We start from the raw sequence: 23,898 nt of genomic DNA on the forward strand, positions 1-23,898 counted from the left end.
CGCCGGAACCCTTGGTGGTTCAGCGGATCCCCGTCAGTGCGGAGTCCGAAGAGGACGGTTGCGCCTGTTGCGCTCCCGGCAAGGAAGCGCCGGCTCCGCCGCGAGCTGCACGCGGACGCGAAAGTGTGCTGCTCCGGGTGGGTTCAGGGGCGGCGCTGTGTCGTGACGCCGCGGCGGGTGTCGCCGGGCAGGGGGCGGACGCGCTGGAGGTCCCGGCGTCCGGTGGAGTGCAGTTGCCAGGGGACGCTGGTGACCATCACGCCGGGTTCGAACAGCAGGCGTCCCTTGAGCCGCAGTGAGCTCTGGTTGTGGAGGATGTTCTCCCACCAGCGGCCGACGACGTATTCGGGGATGTAGACGCAAACCACATCGCGGGGACTGTCGCGCCGGAGGTTCTTGATGTACTGGACGACAGGACGGGTGATCTCGCGGTAGGGGGATTCGATCACTTTGAGCGGGATCTTCATCGAGCGCTGTTCCCACTGTCGTTGCAGTTCGCGGGTGTCGGCATCGTCGACGTTGACCGTGATGGCGCTGAGCGTGTCGGGGCGGGTGGCGCGGGCGAACGCGATCGCGCGCTGGCTGGGCTTGTGCAATGTGGACACGAGCACGATCGCGTGGACGCGGCTGGGGAGCATTTCGAACTCGTCGTCGGGCTGGAGTTCTTCGCGGACGTGGGTGTAGTGGCGGTGGATGCCCCGCATCAGGACGTAGAGCACCGGGATGGCGATGACGACGAGGTAGGCGCCGTGGGTGAACTTGGTGATCATGACGACCACGAGGACGACGGCGGTGAGCGCCGCACCGAGGGCGTTGATCAGCCGGGACTGGTGGATCGACCGGCGTTCGCGGACGTCGGTGCTGTCGGCGAGGGCGCGGTTCCAGTGCCGGACCATGCCGGCCTGGCAGAGCGTGAAAGAGGTGAAGACGCCGAGGATGTAGAGCTGGATCAGGCGGGTGGTCGAGCCGTCGAAGGCGAAGATCAGGATCCCCGCGACGACCGCGAGCGCGACAATGCCGTTGGAGAAGGCGAGCCGGTCGCCGCGGGTGTGCAGCTGGCGCGGCAGGTAGCGGTCCTGGGCGAGGATCGAGGCCAGCAGCGGGAACCCGTTGAACGCGGTGTTGGCCGCGAGGATCAGGATCAGCGCGGTGGCCGCCTGGAGGAAGTAGAACGGCACCGAGTGGTCGCCGCCGAACACGGCGGCGGCGATCTGGCTGATCACGGTGCGCTGCGGGTCGGTGGTGCAGTCGCCGCGGAACCCGGTGAGGTCGCAGGTGTTCTCGGCGATCCGGACGTGGCTGATCATGGCGAGGGCGGTGATGCCGCCGAACATCACCACGGCGATCACGCCCATCGCAGTCATGGTGCGAGCGGCGTTGGCGCTCTTGGGCTTGCGGAACGCGGGCACGCCGTTGGAGATCGCTTCGACGCCGGTGAGCGCGGTGCAGCCGGAGGAGAACGACCGCAGCAGCAGGAACACCAGCGCCAGGCCGGTCAGGCCGGCCTGCTCGGGGCGGACGTCGTAGCCGGCGCTTTCGGCGACCGGCGCGTGGCCGGCGACGGCCTGGCCGAGGCCGAGCGCGATCATCAGCACGACCCCGCCGATGAACAGGTAGGTCGGGATGGCGAACGCGCGGCCGGATTCGCGGATGCCGCGCAGGTTCATCGCCATCAGAACCAGGACGAAGCCCAGGTTCAGGGCGATGCGGTAGTCGTTGAGCTCGGGCACGGCGGAGATGATGTTGTCCACGCCGGACGCCACCGATACCGCGACGGTCATGATGTAGTCGACCATCAGCGCCCCGGCAACGACGAGTCCCGCGGAGCTGCCGAGGTTGCGGGAGGCGACTTCGTAGGAGCCGCCGCCGCTGGGGTAGGCCTTCACGACCTGGCGGTAGGAGAAGACGACGACGGTGAGCAGGACCGCCACCGCCAGGCCGATCCACGGTGCGAGCGTGAGGTAGGCCAGCCCGCCGATCGAAAGGATCAGCAGGATCTCCTGGGTCGCGTAAGCGACCGACGACAGGGGGTCGCTGGCGAAGATGGGCAGGGCGAGCCACTTGGGCAGCAGAGTCTCGCCGAGGGTGTCGCTCCGGAACGGCCGTCCGAGTACCAGCCGTTTGAGCCATGACGTGGGTGCTGGCACATACCGCAGCGTGCCTGCTGCCGTGGGGAACCGGCGTAGAGAAAACGTCAAGATGTGAGCGTCGGCGTTGGGAAATCGTAAGTGTCGCCGGGGTGATCGTCAGGTTCGCGTCAACGGCTCTGGTCTTCCGCAATCACCTGCCTACGGTTCCGGCACACCGTCCCCGGGAGCTGCCATGGCCGAAGCCGGTCTCACGCGCCTGATCCGCTGCCCCGGTGCGGTGGAGCTGCTCGACGAACTCGCGTCCGGCGCTCGCACCGTCGCCACGCTGCGGCGGCTTGTCCCGCGGCGTTTGCTCGAACCCGCGCTGCGGGCGCTGGCGGCGGAAGGCGCGATCCGGCGCTCGTCGGTGGGCACCTGGGACAGCCGGCCGGGCGATGAGGTGATGTTCTCCCTCACCGCCGCCGGCCACCGGGTTGTTGCCGGATTGTCCGATTTGGACGTCTGGGTCGAGGTCTACGAGCGCTACCTCAACGGGTAGCCGGGCCCGGGTCGAACAGGGCTTGGGCGGAGTGGATGCACTCGAGGATGTCGCGCGCCAGCTGAGCCACGGGACGGGTGGTGACGGTGTCGGCCAGCTGCAGGTCGCGGACCTGGCCGTTGAGGGTCACGATGACCGAGATCGCGCCGTCGTGACTGCTGTGGCTCACCTGGACGCTGGTCTGCCGGGGAAGGGACGTGCGGAGCTCGGGGTCGGCTGCCAAGGAGAACTCCCGGGATGAGATCCGGATCGGGCTGAAGACGTGATCGTTCAAGAGTGGCCCCGAATTCCCTGCGATGCGAGCCGTTCACCCCGTCGACGCCGAGTTGTGACCAAGTCCCGAATGGACGCTCGGAGCCTTCGTCAAGAACGCGTCAACGCGCCGTGTGGAGGCATCAAGACTCTGTCAGGTGACATCCGAACGGGAGCTCCGGGAGGCACGCTTCCGCTTGTCCGGTCACCATTCGGTCGACCTCGGGTTTGTCGTGCGTGAGAAGGGAGCAGTGCGATGGCCGATCTGGCCTATGTGCTGCTGGCGATCGTGGTGTTCGCCGTGCTGGCCTTGACCCTGCGTGGATTGGAGCGGTTGTGAGCGGCACCGGCGTGGTCGCCAACGTCGTCGGCGGTGTCCTGGCGTTGGCCCTGATCGTCTACCTGTTCATCGCGTTGATCAAACCGGAGAAGTTCTGATGTCCTCGACGTGGGCCGGCCTGGGACAGGTCGGCCTCTTGCTGCTCGCCTTGGCGCTGGTGTACCGGCCGCTGGGCGACTACCTGTACCGGGTGTTCACGAGCACGAAGCACTGGCGGCTGGAGAAAGCCGTCTACAAGATCGTGCGCGCGGACCCGGAATCCGAACAGCACTGGAAGACCTACGCCTCCGGCGTGCTGGGCTTCTCCTTCGTCTCCGTGCTGTTCCTCTACCTCCTGCAGCGCATCCAGCCGCTGCTGCCGCTGAACTTCGGCCGGACGGTGGACCCCGGGGTCGCCTTCAACACCGCGATCAGCTTCGTCACCAACACGAACTGGCAGTCCTACGTCCCCGAGGGCGTCATGGGGCACGTGGTCCAGATGGCCGGGCTGACCGTGCAGAACTTCGTCTCCGCCGGGGTCGGCCTGGCCGTGGCGATCGCGCTGACCCGCGCGTTCGTCCGCTCGCAGAGCGACCGGCTCGGCAACTTCTGGGTCGACCTGACCCGCGGCACGATCCGGGTCCTGCTGCCGCTGTCGTTCGTCTTCGCGATCGTGCTGGTCGCGCTCGGTGTGGTGCAGAGCCTCAAGTCCGGTGTCGCGGTGACCAACCCGGACGGCAGCTCCAGCACGATCGCGCTGGCTCCGGCGGCGAGCCAGGAGGCCATCAAGGAGCTGGGCACGAACGGCGGCGGCATCTTCAACGCCAACTCCGCGCACCCGTTCGAGAACCCGGATTCGTGGTCGAACCTGATCGAGATCTTCCTGTTGCTGGTGATCCCGGTCGCCCTGACGCGGACCTTCGGCAAGCTGGTGGGCAACACGAAGCAGGGTTACGTTCTGCTCAGCGTGATGGGCGTGCTGTGGGGCGGCATGCTCGCGGTGATCTGGTGGGCCGAAGCCCACGGCGGCGGCGCCGCGGCCCGGCTGGCCGGCGCGGCCGTGGAAGGCAAGGAGGCCCGGTTCGGGATCGCGGGGTCGGCGCTGTTCGCCGACTCGACCACCGGCACCTCGACCGGCGCGGTGAACGCGATGCACGACAGCTTCACCGGGCTCGGCGGGTTCGGGACGCTGCTGAACATGATGTTCGGCGAGCTCTCGCCCGGCGGCGTCGGCACCGGCCTCTACAGCATCCTGGTGATGGCGATCATCGCGATGTTCCTGGCCGGGCTGATGGTGGGGCGGACGCCGGAGTACCTGGGCAAGAAGCTCGGCAAGCGGGAGGTCACCTGCGCCTCGATCGCCATGCTCGCCATGCCCGCCGTCGTGCTGATCGGCGCCGGAGCGGCCCTGCTGATCCCGGGCAACACCGCCGCGTTCAACAACCCCGGCGCGCACGGCTTCTCCGAGCTGCTCTACGCCTACACGTCGGCCGGCAACAACAACGGCAGCGCGTTCGCCGGCATCACCGTGACCAACGACTGGTACCAGTCCACCCTCGGTGTCTGCATGGCGCTGGGCCGGTTCATCCCGATCCTCGCCGTGTTGTGCCTGGCCGGGTCGCTGGCCGCGCAGCGCAGGGTGCCCGAGACCGCCGGGACGTTGCCGACCACCAGCCCGTTGTTCGCCACCATGCTCGCCGGCACGGTCGTGCTGGTCGCGGCCCTGACCTTCATCCCCGCACTGGCCCTCGGGCCGATTGCCGAGGCTCTCGCATGACCATGACCACCGACCGCACCCCCGAGGAAGCCACCCGGCACCACGTCGAGAACGCGGGCCGGGTCGGCGCGGGCGTGTTCAACCCCCGCCAGCTCTGGACGTCCCTGCCGGACGCCTTCCGCAAGCTCAGCCCCCGTCACCAGCTGCGCAACCCCGTGATGTTCGTGGTCTGGGTCGGGTCGGTGCTGGTCACCGTCTTCGCGATCACCGACCCGGGCGTGTTCAACATCGGTGTCGCGCTGTGGCTGTGGTTCACCGTCCTGTTCGCCAACCTCGCCGAAGCGGTCGCCGAAGGCCGCGGCAAGGCCCAGGCCGAGTCCCTGCGCCGCACCAAGAAGGAGACCGTCGCCCGGCGGCTGGCCGAGGACGGCTCGGAAGCCCGGGTGCCGGGCACCGAGCTGAAGATCGGCGATCTGGTCGTCGTCGAAGCCGGCGAAGTCATCCCGGGTGACGGGGACGTCGTCGAAGGCATCGCGACCGTCGACGAGTCGGCCATCACGGGTGAGTCCGCGCCGGTGATCCGGGAGTCCGGCGGCGACCGCAGCGCCGTCACCGGCGGCACGACCGTGCTGTCCGACCGGATCGTCGTGAAGATCACCACGAAGCCGGGCGAGTCCTTCGTGGACCGCATGATCGCGTTGGTGGAAGGCGCGTCGCGGCAGAAGACGCCGAACGAGATCGCGCTGACGATCCTGCTGGCCGTGCTGACGATCATTTTCGTCCTCGCGGTCGTGGCGCTGCAGCCGATGGCCGGCTACTCCGGCGGCCTGGTGTCGGTGATCGTGCTGACCGCGCTGCTGGTGTGCCTGATCCCGACGACGATCGGGGCGCTGCTGTCCGCGATCGGCATCGCGGGCATGGACCGCCTGGTGCAGCGCAACGTCCTGGCGACCAGCGGCCGCGCGGTCGAGGCCGCGGGCGACGTCTCGACGCTGCTGCTGGACAAGACCGGCACGATCACCTTCGGCAATCGGCAAGCCACCGAGCTGATCCCGGTCGGCTCGTCGACGATCGACGACCTGGCGATCGCGGCCCGGCTTTCCAGCCTGGCCGACGGCACCCCCGAGGGCCGCAGCATCGTCGACCTCTGCACACGCGAGCACGAGCTGCCGGCGGAGCCGAGCGAGGCCGAGAAGTCCGGCGAGTTCGTCCCCTTCACCGCGCAGACCCGGATGTCCGGTATCGACCTGAACGGCCGGGTCGTGCGCAAGGGCGCGGCCAGCGCGGTGCGCGCGTGGGTCGCCGAGCACGGCGGCACGGTGCCGGACGAGGTGCACACCGTCGTCGACACGATCAGCGCCGAGGGCGGCACCCCGCTCGTCGTCGCCGAGCAGACCGGCGGCGTCGCGTCGGTGCGCGGGGTGATCCGGCTCTCCGACGTCGTCAAGCCCGGCATGCGCGAGCGCTTCGCCGAGCTGCGCACGATGGGCATCAAGACCGTGATGATCACCGGGGACAACCCGCTCACCGCGCGGGCGATCGCCGAAGAGGCCGGGGTGGACGACTTCCTCGCCGAGGCCAAGCCCGAAGACAAGATGGCGCTGATCAAGAAGGAGCAGGAAGGCGGGCGGCTGGTCGCGATGACCGGCGACGGCACGAACGACGCTCCCGCGCTGGCGCAGGCGGACGTCGGGGTGGCGATGAACACCGGGACCATGGCGGCCAAGGAGGCCGGCAACATGGTCGACCTCGACTCCAACCCCACGAAGCTGATCGAGATCGTGGAGATCGGCAAGCAGCTGCTCATCACCCGCGGCGCGCTGACGACGTTCTCCATCGCCAACGACCTGGCGAAGTACTTCGCGATCCTGCCCGCCATGTTCGCGGCGATCTACCCGCAGCTCGACGCGCTGAACATCATGCGGCTGCACTCGCCGGACTCGGCGATCCTGTCCGCGGTCATCTTCAACGCGCTGATCATCGTGGGCCTGATCCCGCTCGCCCTGCGCGGCGTCCGGTACAAGCCTTCCACCGCCAAGGCGCTGCTGCGGCGCAACCTGCTGGTCTACGGCCTCGGCGGCATCGTGACGCCGTTCGCCGGGATCTGGCTGATCGACCTGCTCGTCCGACTCATCCCGGGAATGTGACCATGAAGGTGCTGTACAAGCAGACCATTGCCGGCCTGAAGATGCTGCTGGTGCTGACCGTACTGCTGGGCGTCGTGTATCCGCTCGCCGTGTGGGCGGTGGCGCGGATCCCCGGCCTGTCGGACCGGGCCGAGGGGTCGATCATCACGCAGAACGGCCAGGCCGTCGGATCCTCGCTGATCGGCGTCGACCCGGTGGCGAAGGACCCGGCGCATGACCCGTACTTCCACAACCGGCCCTCGGCCGGGTCGAAGAACCCGCTCGGCCCCGGCGACCCGTCGACCTCGGGTGCCTCGAACAAGGGCACCGGCAACGACGACCTGCTCGCCCTGGTCAAGCAGCGGCAGGAGCTGATCGCCAAGCGGGAAGGCGTCGACGTCTCGAAGATCCCGGCCGACGCCGTGACCGCGTCGGCTTCGGGGCTCGACCCGCAGATCAGCCCGGCCTACGCCGCACTGCAGGTGCCGCGGGTCGCGCGGGAGAACGGCCTGAGCGAGGACGAAGTCCGCAAGCTCGTCGACGACAACACCACCGGCCGCGGCCTCGGCGTCCTCGGCGACCCGGCGGTCAACGTGCTGCAGCTCAACCTCGCCGTCGCGGCGGCCAGGCACTGACCGGTGACGACAGCGGACGCAGGTAAGCGCCGCCGCGGTGAGCTGCGGATCTACCTCGGGGCCGCCCCGGGCGTGGGGAAGACCTTCGCCATGCTCGGGGAGGCCCGCCGCCGGCTCGACCGCGGCACCGACGTCGTCGTCGGCCTGGTGGAGACGCACGGCCGCCGCAAGACCGCCGAGCTCCTGGAGGGGCTCGAAGCCGTCCCGCGGCACACGCTGGAGTACCGCGGGCACATTTTCGAAGAAATGGACGTCGACGCGATCCTCGCCCGCGCCCCGGAGGTCGCGGTCGTGGACGAGCTGGCGCACACGAACGTGGCCGGTTCGCGCAACACCAAGCGCTGGCAGGACATCGAGGAGCTGCTGGACGCCGGGATCGACGTGCTCTCGACGGTGAACGTGCAGCACCTGGAGAGCCTCAACGACGTCGTCGAGCGGATCACCGGGATCGCCCAGCAGGAGACCGTGCCGGACGAGGTCGTGCGGCGGGCCGAGCAGCTGGAGCTGGTCGACATCACGCCGGAAGCGCTACGGCGGCGGCTCGCGCACGGCAACGTCTACCCGGCCAACCGGATCGACGCGGCGCTGGGCAACTACTTCCGGCCCGGCAACCTCACCGCGCTGCGGGAGCTGGCCTTGCTGTGGGTGGCCGACCAGGTCGACGTCGCCCTGCAGCGCTATCGCAGCGAACGCGACATCACCGACACCTGGGAAGCCCGGGAGCGCGTGGTCGTCGCGATCAGCGGCGGCCGGGAGAGCGAGACGCTGGTCCGGCGGGCACGGCGCATCGCCAAACGGGCCGGCGCCGAACTGCTCGTGCTGCAGATCCTGCGCGGCGACGGCCTGGCCGGCGTCTCCCCGCAGGCCCTCGCCGAGTACCGCAAGCTCGCCGAGGACGTCGGCGCCACCTTCCACACCGTCGTCGGCGACGACGTCCCGACCGCGCTGCTCGACTTCGCCCGCGGCGTGAACGCGACGCAGGTCGTGGTGGGCACCTCCCGGCGCTCCCGCGTGGCGCGGCTGTTCGACGAAGGCATCGGCGCGACGGTGGTCCAGGAGTCCGGGCCGATCGACGTCCACATGGTCACCCACGACGAGTCCGGCGGTCGGCTGCGCGCGAAGCTGTTCCCGCGCAGTTCCCTGGCCCGGCGGCGGCAGCTCCTCGGCTGGGCGCTCGCACTCCTGCTGCCGGCGGTGGCGACGATGATCGGCGTGGTGCTGCGGCAGACGCTGATCCTGTCCACCAACGTCATCGACTACTTCCTCGCGACGATCATCGTGGCCCTCGTCGGGGGCCTCGGGCCGGCGCTGTTCGCCTCCATCGCGAGCGCGTTGCTGCTGAACTTCTTCTTCACCCCGCCGCTGTACACGCTGACCGTGGACGCCCAGCAGAACGTCATCACGCTGGTGGCGATGGTCGTTGTCGCGGTGGCGTTCGCGCTCGTCGTCGACCGGGCTTCCCGCCGGGCCGACGCCGCCGCGCGAGCGCGGACCGAGGCCGCGCTGCTGGCCTCCTACGCGCGGACCGTGCTCGGCGACGGCGATCCGCTGCAGCGGCTGCTGGAGAAGGTGCGGGAGAACTTCGGGCTCGAATCCGTTTCGCTGCTGGAGAGACAGGACGACGAATGGGTGCGCGCGGCCTGCACGGGTGAGCGGCCGTGCGACGACCCGGACGAAGCCGACGTCGACGTCCCGGTCACCGACGACGTCCACCTGGCCCTGCGTGGCCGGACGCTGCCGGCGCACGACCAGCGCGTCCTCGAGGCCGCGGCGGGCCAGGCCCTGCTGGCGTTGCGGCAGCAGCGGATGGCGGCGCAGACGCAGGAGGCGCAGCGGCGGGCGGAAACGACGGAGCTGCGGACGGCCCTGCTTTCGGCCATCGGCCACGACCTGCGCACTCCGCTGACGTCGATCAAGGCCGTCTTCGGTGGGTTGCGCGCCCACGACATCAGCCTGTCCGAAGAGGACGCCGAAGAGCTCCTGGCCGCGGGTGAGGAGTCCACCGACCGGCTTTCGGGCTTGATCGACAACCTCCTCGACTCCTCGCGGCTGGCCACGGGCGCGGTCCAGCCGGTGCTGCGCCCGGTCGGCTACGACGAGGTCGTCGCGACGGCGCTGGCCGCGGTGGACGGCAGCGCCGAGGTCGCGCTCGACATCGACGACCGGTTGCCCGCGGTCACCGCCGACCCCGGTCTGCTGGAACGGGCGATCGCCAACGTGATCGACAACGCGCTGCGCCACGGCGGCGGCGAGGTCGCCGTGCGTGCGAGCGCCTACGCGGGCCGCGTCGAGCTGCGGATCGTCGACCACGGCCCCGGCTTGCCGAAAGGCACAGCAGACTCCGCGTTCGCGCCGTTCCAGCGGCTCGGCGACCGCAACACCACCCCTGGCGTCGGGCTGGGGCTGTCGGTCGCGAAGGGGTTCGTCGAGGCGATGGACGGAGACATCCGGGCCGAGGACACCCCGGGCGGCGGCCTGACGATCGTGGTGTCCCTGCCGGAGGTGACGAGATGACGTCCGTGCTCGTGGTCGACGACGAAACCGCGCTCGTGCGGGCCCTGCGGATCAACCTCACCGCCCGCGGCTACTCCGTGGTCACCGCCGCCGACGGCGCCTCCGCCCTGCTGACCGCGGCGACCGAGCACCCGGACCTGGTCCTGCTCGACCTCGGGCTGCCCGACATCGACGGCATCGAGGTGATCCGCGAGCTGCGCACCCGGAGCGCGGTGCCGATCATCGTGCTCTCGGCCCGGGACCGATCCGCGGACAAGATCCGGGCGCTCGACACCGGCGCCGACACCTACGTCACCAAGCCGTTCGGCATGGACGAGCTGCTGGCCTGCCTGCGCGTCGCGGAACGCCGGCTGGCCCTCACCGCGCCGCCCGAACCGGGACTCGTCGTCGAGACCGCCGCGTTCACCGTGGACGTCTCCGCGAAGACCGTCCGCCGGGATGACGTGGCGGTGCACCTGACCCGCACCGAATGGGCCATCCTCGAACAGCTCGTCCGCAACCCCGACTCGCTGATCAGCGGCAAACACCTGCTGACCACGGTCTGGGGGCCCGAGTACGCGGACCGTGGGCACTACTTGAGGGTCTACATGGCACAGTTGCGTCGTAAGCTCGAACCCGACCCGTCGCACCCGCGATACCTGATCACCGAGACCGGTATCGGGTACCGCTTCGTCCCGGAGGAGTCACCGTGATCGATCCCAGCGAAGCCATCGAGCTGGCGGCCGAGCGCGGCGACACCGCCGAACTGCGCCGCTGGGCCGTCGCCGGGCACTCCGACGCCGTCGACCTGCTCATCGAGCTCGCCACCGAACGAGAAGACCTCGACGAACTCCGCCGGCTCGCCGACGAAGGCAGCCAGACCGCGGCCGAGGTGCTCGCCGAGATCGAAGGCGAACAGCCAGGAATCCGTACGTAGCTAGGGCCGCTCGTCCCGGCGCGGGTGCTCCTGGCACCAGCGTTCCGCCACACGCAGCACCACAGCCAGTGCGACGAAACCGCCGATCAGCATCAGCGTGTAGGCCAGGTCGCTCATCGAAATCCTTCGGATCGCCGGAACTTCGTCACCGAACGATGGCGTGCCGCGGCCGCCCGCACACGTCGCACCAGCATGTCCTTCACGCTGTGCTCTCGGATTTTGACGTCGGATTGATCCGCTTTCGCCCCCGGAAGAACGCACGCGATGCCGGTAGCGCCAGCAGGACGATCACCAGCAGGGAACCAGCCGTGGTCAGGACCAGCTTCGCGCCGTCGACGACCGGAAGCCAGCTCGGCATGGCCTCGCGAGCGGCGTCGACCAGCTTCGGGACGTCGACCTGCCGGAGCACCGGATCGCCGGAGTCCCGGAAGCTCGCGGCGAGGAACGTGGCCGTGAACAGCTGAGCCGGCACGATCAGCGCCCCGGCCACAGCCAGCAGTGGGTGGAAGACCCAGGACAGCACCTGGCCGGCCCGCCGCCCGGTCAGGTTCAACGACGCCAGCACGACGAGGACGATGACGATCGCGGCAGGCAACGGCGTCTCGGCGGTGTTCGAGCCGAAGCTGACCCCGTGCTCGATGAGCAAGGAGGCGGGAAGTCCCTGCCGGGCGAGTTCGGCTTCTGCTGCGGCCTTTGCATCGGCCCCGGAGGTCCAGACGACGATGATCGACAGCACGAACGACAGCGCGGTCAGCAGCTGGATCCAGACGGCGAGGACGACGGCGCGTGATTTCGTGAGCAGTCGAAGCATGGCAACCCCCTTGGTCAGGTCGCCCGATTGTCGGAGAAGGCGAGGGTGAGTGGCTCGGAAGTGTTCCGAGATCAGGGAAAACTCAGGGTTTGCCCCGCTGGATTCCGTGTCAGGGCGGAGTCAGGGGCGTGTCAGGCGAGCCGCCGACAGTGGCCGCATGACGAACAGCAACGCTTCCTCCATCGGCTCGGCCTGGACCGGCATGCTGCCGGTCGACGACACGGCCCTCGCCGTCACCGACTCCGGCGGCACCGGCATTCCGGTGCTCTACTGCAACGGCCAGTTCGCCACCCAGGGCTACTGGCGGCGGGTGCTGGCCGAGCTCGGCGGCGGGTTCCGGCACATCACCTTCGACGAGCGGGCCCGCGGCAAGTCGAAGCGTTCGGCGGACTACTCCTTCGAGGCCGCCGTCCGGGACGTCGACGCCGTGCTCGCGGCCCGCGGCGTGGAGCGGGCGCTGGTGGCGGGCTGGTCGTACGGTGCGGTCGTCGCGGCGCACTGGGCCGAGCGGAACCCGCAGCGAGCGCTGGGCGCGGTCCTGGTGGACGGTGCGTACCCCTACGACTGGCTCGACGAGGCGATGGAGCAGCGCATCCGGAAGCTGTTCAAGCGGCTGAACCTGGTCATGCCGTTGCTGCGCCCGACCGGCCTGACCCCGCGGATGAGCGCTGCCCAGCAGGCCGAGAGCAACATCGAGCTCGGGGTGCTGTCGCGCGAACGCGAGCTGGGGCCGGTGCTGGACGGCATCACCGTCCCGGTCCGGTACGTAGTGGCTTCGGGGACTTCTTTCGGCAGCAAGGGTGACGAGCAGGAACGGTTGCGCGTCAGCCTCGACGGGGTCACCGACCGCAACCCGAACATCAAGGTGAGTGCGAAGGTCCCGAGCAACCACGGCGCGATCTTGAAGAAGGACGCCCCGGCCGTCGCCGCGGCGGTCCGCGAGGTCGCGAACCTCCGGGGCGACGCCGCGGCTTAGGAAATCTTGCGGCGGTAGGCCGCGGTGGCGAAGACGTAAGCGACGACGAGGATCCCGGCGCACCAGGCGAGGGCGGTCCAGATGTCGTTGCCGACCGGTGCTTGGGTGAACAGGGTGCGGATGGTGTTGACGATGGACGTCACCGGCTGGTGTTCGGCGAACCAGCGCACCGGCCCCGGCATCGTGCCGGTGGGGACGAAAGCCGAGCTGAGGAACGGAAGGAAGATGAGCGGGTAGGAGAACGCGCCGCCGCCTTCCGCGGTCTTCGCGGTGAGGCCGGCGATCACCGCGACCCAGGTCAGGGCCAGGGTGAACAGGAGCAGAATGCCGGTGACCGCGAGCCAGGCCAGTGGTCCGGCTCCCGAGCGGAAGCCCATCAGCAGCGCGACGCCCACGACGATCACGAGCGAGATCAGGTTGGCGACCAGCGAGGTCAGCACATGCGCCCACAGCACGGCCGATCGCGTGATCGGCATCGAGTGGAACCGCTCGAAGATCCCGCTCTTCAGGTCGGTGAACAGCCGCAACGCGGTGTAGGCGATGCCCGAAGCGATCGTGATCAACAGGATGCCCGGCAGCATGTAATCGATGTAGGAGCCGGATCCGGTGTCGATCGCGCCGCCGAAGACGTAGACGAACATCAGCATCATCGCGACCGGCGTGATCACCGTCGTGATGATGGTGTCCAGGCTGCGGGTGATGTGGCGCAGTGAGCGTCCCAAAAGGATAGTGGTGTCCGTGGTCATCGGTCCTCACTTTCCGTGCGGGCGCCGACGACGGCGAAGAAGACGTCTTCGAGGGTCGGCTGCTTCTCGACGTACTCGACCTTGGCGGGCGGGAGCAGTTGCTTGAGTTCGGCGAGGGTGCCGTTCACGATGATCCGGCCCTCGTGCAGGATCGCGATCCGGTCGGCGAGCTGCTCGGCCTCGTCCAGGTATTGGGTGGTGAGCAGCACTGTGGTCCCGCGGGCGGCGAGGCCTTTGACTGCGTCCCACACCTCGACGCGGGCTTCGGGGTCGAGTCCGGTGGTCGGCTCGTCGAGGAAGATCACCGATGGATCGCCGATGAGGCTCATCGCGATGTCCAGACGCCGGCGCATGCCCCCGGAGTAGGTCGACACCCTCCGCGTGGCCGCGTCGGTCAGGGAAAAGCGCGCCAGCAGGTCGTCGGCGACCTTGCCGGGCTGCTTCAACCGGCGCAGCCTGGCGATGAGCACGAGGTTCTCCCGGCCGCTGAGGATCTCGTCGACGGCGGCAAACTGCCCGGTGAGGCTGATCGCCGCCCGCACGTCGTCGGCCTGGGTGACGACGTCGCAGCCGTTGACGGTGGCGGTCCCCGCGTCCGGCTTCAGCAGCGTGGCCAGGATCCGCACCGCGGTGGTCTTGCCGGCGCCGTTCGAGCCGAGCAGGGCGAAGATGCTGCCCCGTGCCACGTCGAAGTCCACGCCGCGCAGGACGTGCAGCTGTTTGTACGACTTCTCGAGGCCGCGAACTCGTATCGCTGTCATCAGTCATCCCCTCATCCAGCTAGTCAGTACTGCTGAGTACTGGTATACAGTAGTACTGAGTAGTGGCGCCAGGGTGAGCCCGGAGGAGCGATGGACGACCTGACGGAGATGTTGAAGGGCACCCTCGAAGGCTGTGTGCTCGAGATCATCGGCAAGGAGGAGACCTACGGCTACGCCATCACGCGCCGGCTGAACGACCTCGGCTTCGGCGACGTCGTCGAGGGAACCGTGTACACGATCTTGTTGCGGCTGGAGAGGAACAAGCTCGTCCAGGTGACGAAGCGGCCGTCCGAGAAGGGGCCGCCGCGCAAGTTCTATGCGCTCAACGACGCCGGTCGCGAAGAGCTGGGGCGGTTCTGGGCGAAGTGGCAGTACGTCTCCTCGCGCATCGACAAACTGAAGGAAGGTGGGGAATGAACTTCTGGGAGACCATCACCGGCAGCGACATGACCCGGGAATACCAGGCGTTCGAAGCCAGGGCCCGGGCGTTGCCGGAGGACTATCGGGCGGCGTGGGAGCAGATCAAGGCACACCTCTTCCCGTACGGGGATTTCTCGGGCCGCAATCTGATGCCGATTCTCGATGGGGCACTGGGGTTGCTGGAGGAGACTGCGGCGGAGGGGCAGAGCGTCCAGGACGTGCTGGGAGAGGACGTCGAGGGCTTCTGCGCGGCGCTCGCCGGCGGTGAAGGCGCCAAGAACTTCCGTGACCGGTGGCGGAAACAGCTGAACCGGAATGTCGCGAAAAAACTGGGCCGGTTGGGAGGCTGAGATGGGTATCCAGGACGTCATCGAAGGCAAGAAGCAGTGGCGGGCGCACATGGCCCGGGTCAAAGCCCTGCCGCCGGACTACCAGATCGTCTACAAAGAGATGCAGAAGTACCTGTTCAAGGTCGGCCCGGTCGACCTGCTCGAGGGAAATTTGCTCTCGGGGATCGTCGACTTCTTCGCCGAAAGCGCCGCGACCGGCCGGGGAGTCCTCGAAGTGATCGGCGAGGACGTCGCCGCCTTCTGCGACGAGCTGATCAAGGATTCGCCGACCTACGCCGACCGCTACCAGGAGTCACTCAAGGACAAGGGTGGGAAGCAGCCGGAAAGCGGCGTGAAACCGAGCTGAAACTCCGGTTGCGCACTCTCGTGACAGCCGTGGCCACCGAGGTCACGGCGGGACGAGAGGAGAACCGTGACCACCCCGGCGATAGCGGCCAGCGGGCTGCGCAAAACCTTCGGCGACCAGGTCGTGCTCGACGGCATCGACCTGCACGTCGCCGAGGGCACCATCTTCGCCCTGCTCGGGCCCAACGGCGCGGGCAAGACGACCGCCGTGCGGATCCTGTCCACGCTGATCCGCGCCGACGGCGGACAGGCCTCGGTCGCCGGGCACGACGTGGCCGCCGATCCGGACGGGGTCCGCGCCGCGATCGGCGTCACCGGGCAGTTCTCGGCCGTCGACAACCTGCTGACCGGCGAGGAGAACCTGCTGCTGATGGCCGACCTGCACCACCTCGGCCGCGCCGAGGGCCGGCGGAAGGCGGCCGAGCTGCTGGCGCGGTTCGACCTCGTCGAGTCCGCGGGCAAGCTGGTCTCGGCCTACTCCGGCGGGATGCGGCGGCGGCTCGACCTGGCGATGACGCTCACCGGCGAACCGCGAGTCCTCTTTCTCGACGAGCCGACGACCGGGCTCGACCCGCGCAGCCGGCACACCGTGTGGGGGATCATCCGCGGCCTCGTCGCGGGCGGTGTCACCGTCTTCCTGACGACGCAGTACCTGGACGAGGCCGACGAGCTGGCGGGCCGGGTCGCGGTGCTCGACCAGGGGCGGGTGGTCGCCGAAGGCACCCCGGACGAGCTGAAGCGGCGGGTCGCCGTCGGGCACGTCCGGCTGCAGTTCGCCGACGCCGAAAGCCTCGACGCCGCCGCCCGGACGCTGGGGGAAGGCACCCGGGACGAGGTCGCGTTCACGCTGTCGGTGCCCGGCGCCGGCGGTGTCCGCTCGTTGCGCGGGCTCCTCGACCGGCTGGACGGCGCGGGCGTGGACGTCGGCAGCCTGTCGGTGCACACCCCGGACCTCGACGACGTCTTCTTCGCCCTCACGACCGAGAAGGAGGCCGTCCGATGAGCTACGCGGTGCGTGATTCGGCGACCATGCTGCGGCGCAACCTGAAGCACCTGCGCCGGTACCCGGGGATGATGATTATGGCGCTGGGCATGCCGGTGCTGCTCCTGCTGCTGTTCGTCGGGGTGTTCGGCGGCGCGATGCAGGCGGGCGTCCGCGGCGGGGCGTACGTCGACTACCTCGTGCCGGGCATCCTGCTGATGACCGTGGGGTACGGCGCGTCGATGACGGCGCTGGCGGTGAACCGGGACATGACCGACGGGATCATTTCGCGGTTCCGCACGATGGCGATCGCCCGCGTGTCGGTGCTGACCGGGCACGTCCTGGGTGCGGTGCTCCGCACGGTGGTCAGCTCGGTGCTGGTCGTCGGGGTGGCGCTGCTGTTCGGGTTCCGGCCCGCCGCGGGTGCGGGTGGCTGGTTTGCGACGCTGGGGCTGGTGCTCCTGCTGGCGTTGGCGCTGACCTGGCCGGCGGTCGCGGTCGGGCTGGCGGCGAAGAACGCCGAGGGCGCGAACCTGTTCATCCTCCTGGTGCAGGTGCTGCCGTTCGTCAGCAGCGCGTTCGTGCCCACGGACACGATGTCGGGTGCGGTGCGCTGGTTCGCCCGCAACGAGCCGTTCACCCCGGTCATCGACACCCTGCGGGGTCTGCTGCTGGGCACCTCGGTCGGCGGCAGCGCGTGGATCGCCGTCGCCTGGTGCGCCGGGTTCGCCGTCGCGGGATACGTCTGGGCGCGGGCGTTGTTCAGGCGCGATCCCGCGGCCTGACCGTCAGTGCCGCGAGTGCCGTGGCGCGTAGCTCTTCGCGGCCGAGGCCGGCGTATTCCGACTGCGCGTCGGTGTACGCCGGCTCGTCGGCCTGTTCGGCCAGGGCCCGGATACGGGCCGAAGACATCGTCGGCTGGAAGCCGCGCACGTACCGGAAGCGCTCGGCGAGGGCGATCATGCGCACCGCCGCGGCTCGCTCGCCGTCCGTCTGCGCGCGGTCGAGGTCGGTCAGGGCCAGCGCCAGCAGAAGCGCGCCGCAGACCGGGATCGACGTCCCGGGGTCTTCGAGCAGGCCGGGCAGCGCGCGGGGGAGTTCGCCGGTGATCCCGGTGACGAGGTCGAGGCGCCCGTGCTGGGCGTGGGCGACGACGGTGACCGCTTGGGTCTCCCACATCCAGCCTTCGGCGCCGGGACCGGTGTCCCGGGTGGACCGGAGGCGTTCGGCCACCTGCCGCCAGAATCGCAGGCCCGGTTCGGTTTCGCCGCGGGCCAGGTGGATCTCCGCGCGGGCTCCGACGTCCACCATGGACGCCCCGGCGACCTCGCTGCCGCCGGTCAGCATGGCCTGCTCGAGCCAGTGTTCCGCTTCGTCGATCGCGCCGGCCTGGAGGTTGGCCAGGACCAGGGCACCGCGGATGCGGGCGGCGCCGGGCCAGGTGCCGGACTCGTCGAGCACCGCGAGCACGGTGCCGATCGATCGCCGGGCTTCTTCCCCGCGTTCGGCCTCCAGGCACAGCTCGCCGACGCGGGCGTGGGCGACGGCGCGCAGCCACGGCGAGTCCCGGTCTTCGAACACGGCGACCATGCGCTCGGCCGCGGCCAGCGCGCGCTCCGGATCGTCGAGGGCGGACCACGCGTAGCTGGCGACGCCCTCGGCCAATCCGGCGGTCAGCGGATCGTCGTCGTCGCACAGCCGGAACAGCGGGGCGAAGTCGGTCGCGGCGACGGCGCGGATCACCGTTTCGGTGGCGCGCACCAGGGTGCCGGGGGCTGCGGGCGGGAGACGGCGGAGGGCGACCAGGGAGCGGGTGGGCCGGGGGCCATGCAACAGGAAGCTGTTCACCGCGCTCAGCACCAGCGCCGCGCGGGTCGCCGCCACCAGCGCGGGTTCCGGACGGTAGTGCGAGAGCAGCCACGCGGTGTCCTCGACGAGCGCGGCCATCCGGCCGAAGTTCGACTCGAACGTCCACAACCCGGCCAGAGCGGCGGCGGTCGCGGCCACGATGGCGCCGTCCTCGTGGTCGAGGCCGTGCCGCAGGGCGTGCGTCAGGTTGTCCTGCTCGGCGCCGACCCGGCGCATGGCCGGGACGAGCTCGGCGTCGAACAGGGAATCGTGGTGGGCCAGGGCGAAGTCGACTGCCCAGGCCAGGAAGCCGGTGGTGGCCTTCCCGGTTTCGCCGGCTTCCTCGCGGCGGGCGGCGCTGAACTCGCGGACCGTCTCCAGCATCCGGAACCGTGTGCCCGCCGGGGTATCCGTGACTTTGAGCAGGGAATGGCCGGCGAGCTGGTCGAGCAGGTCGAGGACACCGGCGCCGAGCAGGTGCCGGGCGGCATCGGCGGTGAAGCCGCCGGGGAAGACGGAGAGGACACGCAGGGCGTCCTGCCCCGGCGGGTCGAGGAGGGCCCAGCTCCAGTCGATGACGGCGTGCAACGTGTGGTGGCGCGGCGGGGCATCGCTGGCGCCGCCGCGCAACAGGGCGAACCGGTCGTCGAGGTGGGCGGTGATCTCGGGGACCGACATGACCCTGGTGCGGGCGGCGGCCAGCTCGATCGCCAGCGGCAGGCCGTCGAGGTGCGCGCACAGCTGCCGGACGGCCTCGTCCGGCAGCTCGGCGTCCGGCCGGACGGCCCTGGCACGCTGCCGGAACAGCTCACCGGCGGCTGCCGGGCCCAGTTCCGGCAGGACGTGGACCGCTTCGGAGGAGAGGCCGAGGGGCGTCCGGCTGGTCGTGAGCACCCGGAGTTCGGCGCTGAGCGCGACGAGCGTCCGGACGAGGCCGGCCACGCCGCGCACGACGTGTTCGCAGTTGTCGAGCACCAGCAGTGCCGGGCCGGAGCCGAGCGCGTCCAGGATGCCGGTCACGGCGTCACGCGGGCCCGCCGGTCGGCTGCCCGGCGGGCCGCCGGCCTCCGCCCCGCCGACCGCCGAGGCGACTCCGGCGGCGACCTCGTCGTCACGGGTGATCCCGGCGAGCGGCACGAAGTGCACGATCCTCTGGCCGGCCCGGCGGCTCACGGCGTGGGCCAGCCGGGTCTTGCCCAGCCCGCCCGCGCCGACGATCGACGTGACCCGGGACGTCCGCAGCAGCCCGGCGACGGCGGCCAGGTCGGTGTCCCGGCCCAGCAGCGGGTTCGGTTCGTGGGCGACGCCGTGGCGCACCGCGGGCGCCTCGCCCTGCAGGAGCTGCTGGTGCAGCTCGCGCAGTGCCGGGCCGGGGTCGCTGCCGAGTTCGTCGCGCACGGTGCGCCGGTACCGCTCGTACCTGGCCAGGGCCGCGGACGGCCCGGCCGTCACCGCTTCGCTGCGCAGGAGCTCCAGCAGGAGTTCTTCGTCGTGCGGTCGTTCGGTGGCCAGCTCGGCGAGCTCGTCGACCGCCTCCGCGGCCCGGCCCAGCCGCGAGCGGCACAGCGCACGGGCCCGGACCAGTGCCCGGCTCGTCGAGGCGCGGGACGTCCGCAGCGCACCGAGCGGATCGGCGCTGCCGGCGTCGCCGGGCGCCGTCCAGAGCGCCAGGCCCGCCTCGGCTTGGGCGAGCGCGGCTTCGTGGTCGCCTTCGCGGGAAAGCCGGGCGCAGGCCGTCGCGCTGAGCACGACCGCGGTGGCATCCACCTGGTCCCCGGCGAGGGTGAGCCGGTAGCCGGACGGCGTCGCTTCGATGACGTCCGGGCCGAGCCGGGCTCGCGCGCGGGACACCAGCACCTGCAGCGCCTTGGTGGGGTGTTCCGGTCGTTCGTCCGGCCAGAGCCCGTCGATCAGGCGGGTGGTGCTCGCGCCGGTGCGGAGGTCGTCGGCCAGCAGGGCGAGCAGCCCGCCGAGGCGGGGGCTGGTGATTTCCCGGCCGCGGTAGGCCACCCGCGGCAGCAGGACCAGCTCGATCGTCACCGGCCAAGGCTAGTGGGGGCGCGCGGTCGTGGGCACGGTCGTGCGGGCGCGTCGCGTAGGCTGAGCCCGGCGCGCCGGGAAGTCTGGTCGGCATCCGGATTCGGATCGGAAGGACCGGCTGATGCGCGGGGTCGAAACCGTCCTGTTCCTCGTGGTCGTGGCGACCGTGGTGGCCACCTTCGCCCGGCGGCTGCGGGTACCGGCGCCGTCGCTGCTGGTCGTCGTCGGTGTGGTGGTCGGGCTGCTGCCCGGCGTCCCGGTGGTGCAGGTGACGCCGGACGTGATCAGCCTGGTCGTGCTGCCCCCGCTGCTGTTCGCCGCCGGGGAAGAGCTGCCGTGGCGTGATTTGCGCGCGGTGGGGCGGCCGGTCGCGGTGCTGTCGGTCGGGCTGGTGCTGCTCTCGGCCGCGGCGGTGATCGGGATCGCGGTCGCGGTGACGCCGTTGCCGGCCGGGATGGCGTTCGTGCTGGGGGCGGTGCTGGCGAGCACGGACCCGGTCGCGGTGACGGCCCTGGCGCGGCGGCTGGCGCTGCCGCCGCGGGTGCAGGCGCTGATCCAGGCCGAGAGCCTGTTCAACGACGCCACCAGCCTGCTGCTGTTCCGGGTGGCGCTGTTCCTGGCCGTCGCCGGCGGGGCGGCGTCCTGGGGCCGGACGCTGGGCGAGTTCGCGCTGCTCGCCGGGGGTGGCGTGGCGGTCGGCGTGCTGACGGCGCTCGGCGCGTTCCTCATCCGGCGGCACACCGAGGACCCGGTGCTGGAGACGGTGATCTCCTTGGTCACGCCGTATGCGGGGTACGTCCTCGCGGAGTCGGTGGGCGGGTCGGGCGTGACGGCGGTCGTGGTGGCGAGCGTGATCCTCGGGACGCAGGCCGAGCGGCTGACGACCGCGCGGATCCGGCTGCAGGTCGGCGCGGTCTACCAGACCGTGGTGTTCCTGCTGGAGAGCGTCGTGTTCGGCCTGATCGGGCTGCAGCTGCCCGCCCTGGTGCGCCGGGTGGCCGGCGGCGGCGCGTGGTGGCTCCTGCAGGCGCTCGCCATCGCGGCCACCCTGGTCGTGGCGCGGCTGCTGCTGGTGTTCGTGCTCTCGGCGCTGCGGCAACGGCGGGAGGACGGCCGCCTCTCCTGGCAGGTCCCCGCGGTCGTCTCCTGGGCGGGCGCGCGCGGCGTGGTGCCGCTGGCGGCGGCGCTGTCCCTGCCGGTGGCCACAATGGACGGTGCCCCGCTGCCGGCGCGGGATCTCGTCCTGCTGCTGACGACCGCGGTGATCGTGCTGACGCTCGTGGTCCAGGGCTTCACGCTCGCCCCGCTGGTCCGCCGGGCGGGGATCGCCCTCGACCCCGCCGACCTGCGCACCGAATACGGCACCGCCCGCCGCAAGCTCGCCGAAGCCGGGCTGTCCCACCTGGACCACCTGGCCGAGACCGAATCGGCGCCGGCGTTCGTGGTCGACCAGCTGCGGGCGGCCTGGCAGGCCCGGCTCGACCGCGTCCGGGCCGACATCGGGGAGAACAGCACGGACCTGGTGCGCGGGATCGACTACCGCGCGCTGCGCCGGGAGCTGATCGACGTCGAGGCGGCCGAGCTGACCCGGCTGTTCGAGGCGGGCGAGATCACCGACGGCACCCGGCGGCGCATCCAGCGGCTGCTCGACCTGGAGCACGCCGGGCAGGAGGACTGAGCGGTCACCACGGCGGCAGGACCCGGCGGGCGGCGGGGTCGTCCTCGCGGGCGGCGAGCCAGGTCCCGGCCAGCCGCAGCAGCAACGTCACCAGCACGAAACCGCCGATCAACGTCACCGTCCACGCGAAGTCGCTCATCGGTCCAGGATGCCTCCGCGGCACTGGGGCAGCGACCTCGCCGGCGCAACCTTGACGCCGTCTTGAGCCCCTGACGGCTGCCACGACCTCCCTTCATCGTATATCGTCGATGAACGATGTAAGGAGTGGCCGTGCTGGATCGGGAGACCGCCAAGACGTACGCCGGGTGGTTCCGGACACTCGCGGATCCGACGCGGGTGCAGATCCTCAACCTGCTCGCCGAAGCCGGCGGCCCGATGGCCGTGGGGGAGATCGTCGAGCAGGTCAGCGTCGGGCAGTCCACCGTTTCCGCGCACCTGAAGGTCCTCGCGGACACCGGGTTCGTGCTGGTCGAGCCGCGGGGGACTGCCCGGCTCTACCGGGTGAACGAAGCGTGCGTGTCCTGCTTTCCGAGCGCCGCGGACGTCGTCATGGGTCGCGGGGTCCGGTCGTTCGCCGAGACCGTCGACGAGGAGGCCCGATGAACCCCGACCGCGACGCCGTCCATGACCGCTACGCCACCGCCGCCAGGCGGGCTCTGGCCGGGGAAGGAACCGGCCTGCTGGCCGGCGAAGGGGACGCCGAGCGGCTCGGCGCCGTCCACTACGCCGGTGCGGAACTTCCGGTCGAGGTGACCGCGACCAGCCTCGGCTGCGGCAACCCCCTGGTCGTGGCCGAGCTGAAGCCGGGTGAGACGGTGCTCGACCTCGGCTCCGGTGGCGGGTTGGACGTCCTGCTCTCCGCCCGCCGCGTCGGGCCGGGCGGGCGGGCCATCGGCCTGGACATGACCGACGAGATGCTGGAACTCGCCCGCCGGCACGCCGAGCAGGCCGGCGTGACCAACGCCGAGTTCCTCAAAGGCACCATCGAGCGGATCCCGCTGCCGGACGCCTCGGTCGACGTCGTCATCTCCAACTGCGTCATCGCCCTGTCGACGGACAAGCCCGCGGTGTTCGGCGAGATCGCCCGTGTCCTGCGGCCCGGCGGCCGCCTCGGCGTCACCGACATCCTGGCCGACGACAGCCTCACCGACGCCGAGCGCGCGGCCCGCGCCGGTGCGGTCGAGTGCCTCGGTGGCGCGCTCACCGCCGACCGCTACCGAGTGCTCCTGCATGACGCCGGGCTCAGCGGCGTCGATGTCCAGTTCACCCACGAGACCGGCGAGAAGCTCCATTCCGCGATCGTCCGCGCCACCAAGCCGGTCGAGGTCGTCGCGATGGCGGCCGAGCACGCCGGCCGGGTGCTGGCGATCTATCAGGCCGGGCTGGACACCGGCCAGGCGAGCTTCGAGACCACAGCGCCCCCTTGGGAGGCCTGGGACGCCGCCCACCTTCCAGACCACCGGCTGGTCGCCCTCGGCGCGGCCGGGCGGGTGATCGGCTGGGCCGCGGTCTCCGCGGTGTCCTCGCGGTGCGTGTACGCCGGGGTCGTCGAGCACAGCGTCTACGTCGCCCCGGAGGCGCAGGGTCGCGGTGTTGGTCAGGCGCTGCTGGGCGCGCTGATCGCCTCGACCGAGAACGCCGGGATTTGGACGATTCAGAGCGGCGTGTTCCCCGAGAACACCGCCAGCCGGGAACTGCACCGCCGAGCCGGATTCCGGGAGATCGGCGTCCGCGAACGCGTCGGCCGGCACCACGGCGTGTGGCGGGACGTCGTCATGATCGAACGCCGCAGCTCGCGGGTCGGCAGCTGAGTGGAGCCGGTGCGCCCCTCGAT

General features: G+C 70.5%; 24 protein-coding genes. 17 read left to right on the forward strand and 7 right to left on the reverse strand.

Translation table 11 applies throughout. The features are described 5' to 3' along the window. Positions 1–143: 143 nt before the first annotated feature. On the reverse strand, positions 144–2,147 hold the full coding sequence (locus ACWED2_RS17265; protein ID WP_449691469.1) for an APC family permease: 2,004 nt from the start codon (positions 2,145–2,147) through the stop codon (positions 144–146). 175 nt (positions 2,148–2,322) lie between these two features. Here ACWED2_RS17265 and ACWED2_RS17270 point away from each other — a divergent pair, with 175 nt between their 5' ends. After that, positions 2,323–2,628 (forward strand): winged helix-turn-helix transcriptional regulator, encoded by a 306-nt coding sequence (locus tag ACWED2_RS17270; RefSeq protein WP_449691470.1) that lies wholly within the window; start codon positions 2,323–2,325, stop codon positions 2,626–2,628. Here ACWED2_RS17270 and ACWED2_RS17275 read toward each other — a convergent pair. Then, on the reverse strand, positions 2,618–2,851 hold the full coding sequence (locus ACWED2_RS17275) for a hypothetical protein (protein WP_449691471.1): 234 nt from the start codon (positions 2,849–2,851) through the stop codon (positions 2,618–2,620). The genes ACWED2_RS17270 and ACWED2_RS17275 overlap by 11 nt on opposite strands. 365 nt (positions 2,852–3,216) lie before the next feature. On the opposite strand from ACWED2_RS17275, the gene kdpF reads away from it, so the two are divergent. From kdpF to ACWED2_RS17310, 7 genes are read left to right on the forward strand one after another with little or no spacing between them, the layout of a single operon-like run. After that, entirely contained in the window at positions 3,217–3,318 is a 102-nt protein-coding gene (gene kdpF / locus ACWED2_RS17280) for a K(+)-transporting ATPase subunit F (RefSeq protein ID WP_020639212.1), read from the forward strand. Beyond that, positions 3,318–4,976 (forward strand): potassium-transporting ATPase subunit KdpA, encoded by a 1,659-nt coding sequence (gene kdpA / locus ACWED2_RS17285; protein ID WP_449691472.1) that lies wholly within the window; start codon positions 3,318–3,320, stop codon positions 4,974–4,976. The genes kdpF and kdpA overlap by 1 nt, the downstream gene beginning before the upstream one ends. Beyond that, positions 4,973–7,063: a potassium-transporting ATPase subunit KdpB gene (gene kdpB, locus ACWED2_RS17290; protein WP_449691473.1), complete on the forward strand. Its 2,091-nt coding sequence runs from the start codon at positions 4,973–4,975 to the stop codon at positions 7,061–7,063. Before kdpA ends, kdpB begins: the two co-directional genes overlap by 4 nt. Positions 7,064–7,065: 2 nt before the next feature. Beyond that, positions 7,066–7,677 carry a K(+)-transporting ATPase subunit C gene (gene kdpC, locus ACWED2_RS17295; RefSeq protein ID WP_449691474.1) on the forward strand — a complete coding sequence of 204 codons (612 nt, stop codon included), beginning with the start codon at positions 7,066–7,068 and terminating at the stop codon, positions 7,675–7,677. A 3-nt stretch (positions 7,678–7,680) separates the two neighbouring features. Further along, positions 7,681–10,191, forward strand: a complete 2,511-nt coding sequence (locus tag ACWED2_RS17300) for a DUF4118 domain-containing protein (protein ID WP_449691475.1) — start codon at positions 7,681–7,683, stop codon at positions 10,189–10,191. Next, positions 10,188–10,883 (forward strand): response regulator, encoded by a 696-nt coding sequence (locus ACWED2_RS17305; protein ID WP_449691476.1) that lies wholly within the window; start codon positions 10,188–10,190, stop codon positions 10,881–10,883. The genes ACWED2_RS17300 and ACWED2_RS17305 overlap by 4 nt, the downstream gene beginning before the upstream one ends. Continuing rightward, entirely contained in the window at positions 10,880–11,107 is a 228-nt protein-coding gene (locus tag ACWED2_RS17310; RefSeq protein ID WP_449691477.1) for a hypothetical protein, read from the forward strand. The genes ACWED2_RS17305 and ACWED2_RS17310 overlap by 4 nt, the downstream gene beginning before the upstream one ends. Before the next feature lie 199 nt (positions 11,108–11,306). On the opposite strand, the gene ACWED2_RS17315 is transcribed toward ACWED2_RS17310, so the two are convergent. Further along, positions 11,307–11,918 carry a hypothetical protein gene (locus tag ACWED2_RS17315; RefSeq protein WP_449691478.1) on the reverse strand — a complete coding sequence of 204 codons (612 nt, stop codon included), beginning with the start codon at positions 11,916–11,918 and terminating at the stop codon, positions 11,307–11,309. A gap of 157 nt (positions 11,919–12,075) precedes the next feature. On the opposite strand from ACWED2_RS17315, the gene ACWED2_RS17320 reads away from it, so the two are divergent. Continuing rightward, the gene (locus ACWED2_RS17320) at positions 12,076–12,894 is read left to right on the forward strand and encodes an alpha/beta fold hydrolase (protein ID WP_449691479.1); all 819 of its coding nucleotides are present in this window, start codon (positions 12,076–12,078) and stop codon (positions 12,892–12,894) included. On the opposite strand, the gene ACWED2_RS17325 is transcribed toward ACWED2_RS17320, so the two are convergent. After that, the gene (locus tag ACWED2_RS17325) at positions 12,891–13,640 is read right to left on the reverse strand and encodes an ABC transporter permease (protein ID WP_449691480.1); all 750 of its coding nucleotides are present in this window, start codon (positions 13,638–13,640) and stop codon (positions 12,891–12,893) included. The genes ACWED2_RS17320 and ACWED2_RS17325 overlap by 4 nt on opposite strands. Continuing rightward, the gene (locus ACWED2_RS17330) at positions 13,637–14,401 is read right to left on the reverse strand and encodes an ABC transporter ATP-binding protein (RefSeq protein ID WP_449691481.1); all 765 of its coding nucleotides are present in this window, start codon (positions 14,399–14,401) and stop codon (positions 13,637–13,639) included. Before ACWED2_RS17330 ends, ACWED2_RS17325 begins: the two co-directional genes overlap by 4 nt. Before the next feature lie 90 nt (positions 14,402–14,491). Between ACWED2_RS17330 and ACWED2_RS17335 the strand changes: the two genes are divergently transcribed. From ACWED2_RS17335 to ACWED2_RS17355, 5 genes are all read left to right on the forward strand, one after another. Further along, on the forward strand, positions 14,492–14,818 hold the full coding sequence (locus ACWED2_RS17335; RefSeq protein ID WP_449691482.1) for a PadR family transcriptional regulator: 327 nt from the start codon (positions 14,492–14,494) through the stop codon (positions 14,816–14,818). After that, entirely contained in the window at positions 14,815–15,171 is a 357-nt protein-coding gene (locus ACWED2_RS17340; RefSeq protein WP_449691483.1) for a DUF1048 domain-containing protein, read from the forward strand. Before ACWED2_RS17335 ends, ACWED2_RS17340 begins: the two co-directional genes overlap by 4 nt. A 1-nt stretch (position 15,172) precedes the next feature. Beyond that, positions 15,173–15,517, forward strand: a complete 345-nt coding sequence (locus ACWED2_RS17345) for a DUF1048 domain-containing protein (protein ID WP_449691484.1) — start codon at positions 15,173–15,175, stop codon at positions 15,515–15,517. Between the two features lie 66 nt (positions 15,518–15,583). After that, on the forward strand, positions 15,584–16,519 hold the full coding sequence (locus tag ACWED2_RS17350; protein WP_449691485.1) for an ATP-binding cassette domain-containing protein: 936 nt from the start codon (positions 15,584–15,586) through the stop codon (positions 16,517–16,519). Continuing rightward, positions 16,516–17,283, forward strand: coding sequence for an ABC transporter permease (locus tag ACWED2_RS17355; protein WP_449691486.1), 768 nt, complete (start codon positions 16,516–16,518; stop codon positions 17,281–17,283). Before ACWED2_RS17350 ends, ACWED2_RS17355 begins: the two co-directional genes overlap by 4 nt. On the opposite strand, the gene ACWED2_RS17360 is transcribed toward ACWED2_RS17355, so the two are convergent. After that, the gene (locus ACWED2_RS17360) at positions 17,261–20,386 is read right to left on the reverse strand and encodes an ATP-binding protein (RefSeq protein WP_449691487.1); all 3,126 of its coding nucleotides are present in this window, start codon (positions 20,384–20,386) and stop codon (positions 17,261–17,263) included. The genes ACWED2_RS17355 and ACWED2_RS17360 overlap by 23 nt on opposite strands. A gap of 121 nt (positions 20,387–20,507) precedes the next feature. Here ACWED2_RS17360 and ACWED2_RS17365 point away from each other — a divergent pair, with 121 nt between their 5' ends. After that, a complete protein-coding gene (locus tag ACWED2_RS17365; RefSeq protein ID WP_449691488.1) occupies positions 20,508–22,064 on the forward strand; it encodes a Na+/H+ antiporter in 1,557 nt (518 codons plus the stop codon). Positions 22,065–22,068: 4 nt separating this feature from the next. Here ACWED2_RS17365 and ACWED2_RS17370 read toward each other — a convergent pair whose 3' ends face one another. Further along, positions 22,069–22,203, reverse strand: coding sequence for a hypothetical protein (locus ACWED2_RS17370; protein WP_449691489.1), 135 nt, complete (start codon positions 22,201–22,203; stop codon positions 22,069–22,071). Between the two features lie 131 nt (positions 22,204–22,334). Between ACWED2_RS17370 and ACWED2_RS17375 the strand changes: the two genes are divergently transcribed. Both ACWED2_RS17375 and ACWED2_RS17380 read left to right on the forward strand, forming a co-directional pair. Beyond that, positions 22,335–22,667: an ArsR/SmtB family transcription factor gene (locus tag ACWED2_RS17375; protein WP_449691490.1), complete on the forward strand. Its 333-nt coding sequence runs from the start codon at positions 22,335–22,337 to the stop codon at positions 22,665–22,667. Continuing rightward, positions 22,664–23,875, forward strand: coding sequence for a GNAT family N-acetyltransferase (locus ACWED2_RS17380; protein WP_449691491.1), 1,212 nt, complete (start codon positions 22,664–22,666; stop codon positions 23,873–23,875). The genes ACWED2_RS17375 and ACWED2_RS17380 overlap by 4 nt, the downstream gene beginning before the upstream one ends. Positions 23,876–23,898: the final 23 nt, after the last annotated feature.

The sequence above is a fragment of the Amycolatopsis sp. NPDC005003 genome (genome assembly GCF_053600695.1).